Annotated in this window: 2 protein-coding genes and 1 pseudogene; all 3 read right to left on the reverse strand. The window is 70.8% G+C overall.

The annotated features are described in order from the left end of the window. Nucleotides 1–1,181: 1,181 nt before the first annotated feature. Nucleotides 1,182–1,391 carry a hypothetical protein gene (locus ACIBJF_RS53095; RefSeq protein ID WP_399185068.1) on the reverse strand — a complete coding sequence of 70 codons (210 nt, stop codon included), beginning with the start codon at nucleotides 1,389–1,391 and terminating at the stop codon, nucleotides 1,182–1,184. Between the two features lie 41 nt (nucleotides 1,392–1,432). Next, on the reverse strand, nucleotides 1,433–1,639 hold the full coding sequence (locus tag ACIBJF_RS53100; RefSeq protein ID WP_166633473.1) for a cold-shock protein: 207 nt from the start codon (nucleotides 1,637–1,639) through the stop codon (nucleotides 1,433–1,435). 197 nt (nucleotides 1,640–1,836) lie between these two features. Continuing rightward, nucleotides 1,837–1,947 (reverse strand): annotated as a pseudogene (locus ACIBJF_RS53105) (HU family DNA-binding protein); the annotation flags it as partial. Nucleotides 1,948–2,125: the final 178 nt, after the last annotated feature.

The raw sequence follows: 2,125 nt of genomic DNA on the forward strand, positions 1-2,125 counted from the left end.
GACCTCCGTGCCGGCCAGCACCGCGGACAGCCCGCCACCGAACGCCCCTCCGCCCTGGCCGCCCCCGGAAACGGCCGCCACCGCCGCACCGAGACTCCCGCTCTCCCCGCGACCGCCTGAGGCGCCCCCGTGTGAGCCCACCCCGCGAGGCCGACCAGGCCCCGGCTGCGCACGCACAGTGCCGCCCAGCACAGACGCCTCCCCACGCGCCACGGCCGTGGCCAACCGTGTGAACAACACCGTCAACCCCCGCCCGCGAGCCGAGCGACACGGGCACACCACCGCCCCGCCGGCCGACGCCCCGCCACGGCGCGACGCCCCCGAAGAGCACGCGCCCGCACCTTCCCTCTCCACAGCGAAAGCGGACCCGGACAGCGCCCCACCCCGCCGACTCCACCGTCCACCACACCGCGGCGCCGCCGAAGAGCACGACCGACACGCCGGCGACCGGGCGGATCAGCAGCAGCGCGGGGACGTGCAGGAAGAAGCCCGCGCAGCCGGCGGCGTCACCGAGCGACGATTCGACGCGGTCCGACAGCGCGCCCGCGAGCGGCTGCACGATCACACCGAGCACGACCAGCGCCAGGGTCTCGCCATCATGGAGTCCACTCGCCAGATGGCTCGGCATGCAGGACAGCAGCCCGCAGTCCGTGACGTTGAAGATCCGGACCAGGCCCCTGCACAGCGGCAGCACCCTCCACCGCCCCCGTGACCATGCCGCGTATCAGCACCCTTCGGCCACTCGCGCTCCCGATCAGCGGCCTTCACAGGCCCCCGGCGGCACAAGCGGGCCTCCCCGGGCTTCGACCACGGGCAGAGGCCGATGACGCGCATCGGGCCCGCGATCTGGGAACGGCAGGCGCCAGCCCCCCGACAACAGGTCCTCGCACGCCGGGCGCAACTCACCGACCTGCGTGGTCATGACCCTCGCGCCACTGCGCCCGCTCCCGCCAGTGCCCGAGTGTCCGTCCCAGCCAACCCATGCAGGCCGCAGCCTCGACCCCGATCCGTTCCCGCAGCAGCCGCTCGGTGCCTCGCGGACGAACGCAAACCCATCGGCCGAACGCAGCGACCCACGCACGTCATGCCGGCACAGGGCCACCTCGCACCCCGACGATCAGTCATCGAGGTGCGCCCCCAGCGCCCGCAGGGCAAAGTCAGCAACCCGGGCCACAACCAGCTCAGACCGACCAGCCAAGGCCGAGCAGATCGACGATCGCCCGCTCGCCGAACAGGGCGACCCATACAAGGACGGCATAGTCGAGGCCTATGCCTGGACAAACCCCATCCTCGACCAACTCGGACACGACCGGGGCCAGAACGTCGCAGAGCGCCGACGCGACCGGCTCCCCCGCGTGCACCTGAGTGAGAAACCCGATCGGTGACGCCACTCTACACAGTGGCCGTCGCGGGGCGGCGCTCCTTTTCCGGGTCAGCCGCGGCGGACGATGTTCTCGGCCTGGGGACCCTTCTGGCCCTGGGTGACGTCGAAGGTGACCTGCTCGCCTTCGAGGAGCTCACGGAATCCGCTGCCGGAGATGTTGGAGTAATGCGCGAAGACGTCCGGTCCCCCGCCGTCCTGCTGGATGAAGCCGAAGCCCTTCTCGGCGTTGAACCACTTCACAGTGCCGCTGGCCATGCGTTTGTCCTTCGAAATCGCCGGGTGCTTCCCGGTCTCTGCGTCGGTGGTGCTCTCCGTCATCGAAGGGCATCCGGCGTCCGTTCTACCCCGTGGGCGGGACGCCAATCCGGGTCCCGTGGGGTGAGGCGGGCAAGCTGTACCGCCCTGCAGGCCTCGGCCCGTCGCCGGGCCTCTGCGCCGCCGGGGGCAGGCGCCTACTTGCCCTTCGCGGCTTCCTTGAGCTTGCTGCCAGCGGAGACTTTCACGCTGTAGCCGGCCGGGATCTGGATCGGGTCGCCAGTCTGCGGATTGCGCGCGGTGCGCGATCTGATGCCAAGATCAGTCGTCCTCCTCGTAGGGCTGGTGCCGGACTACGTCGACGTCAGCCCACAGCGAGGCGACCGTGAAGCAGGGCTTGATCAAGTTCCGTTGAGGTCGGGCTTGTAGGTGATGCCCAGGATGGGGAGGGCTCGTTCGGGTTGGTCGCGGATGGCGCGGGTGGTC

It is taken from the genome of Streptomyces sp. NPDC050743 (assembly GCF_044456925.1).
GTDB lineage: Bacteria > Actinomycetota > Actinomycetes > Streptomycetales > Streptomycetaceae > Streptomyces.

Coding starts and splice junctions, on each gene's coding strand:
- ACIBJF_RS53100 (WP_166633473.1), bottom strand. CDS start 1,639: ATGGCCAGCGGCACTGTGAAGTGGTTCAACGCCGAGAAGGGCTTCGGC.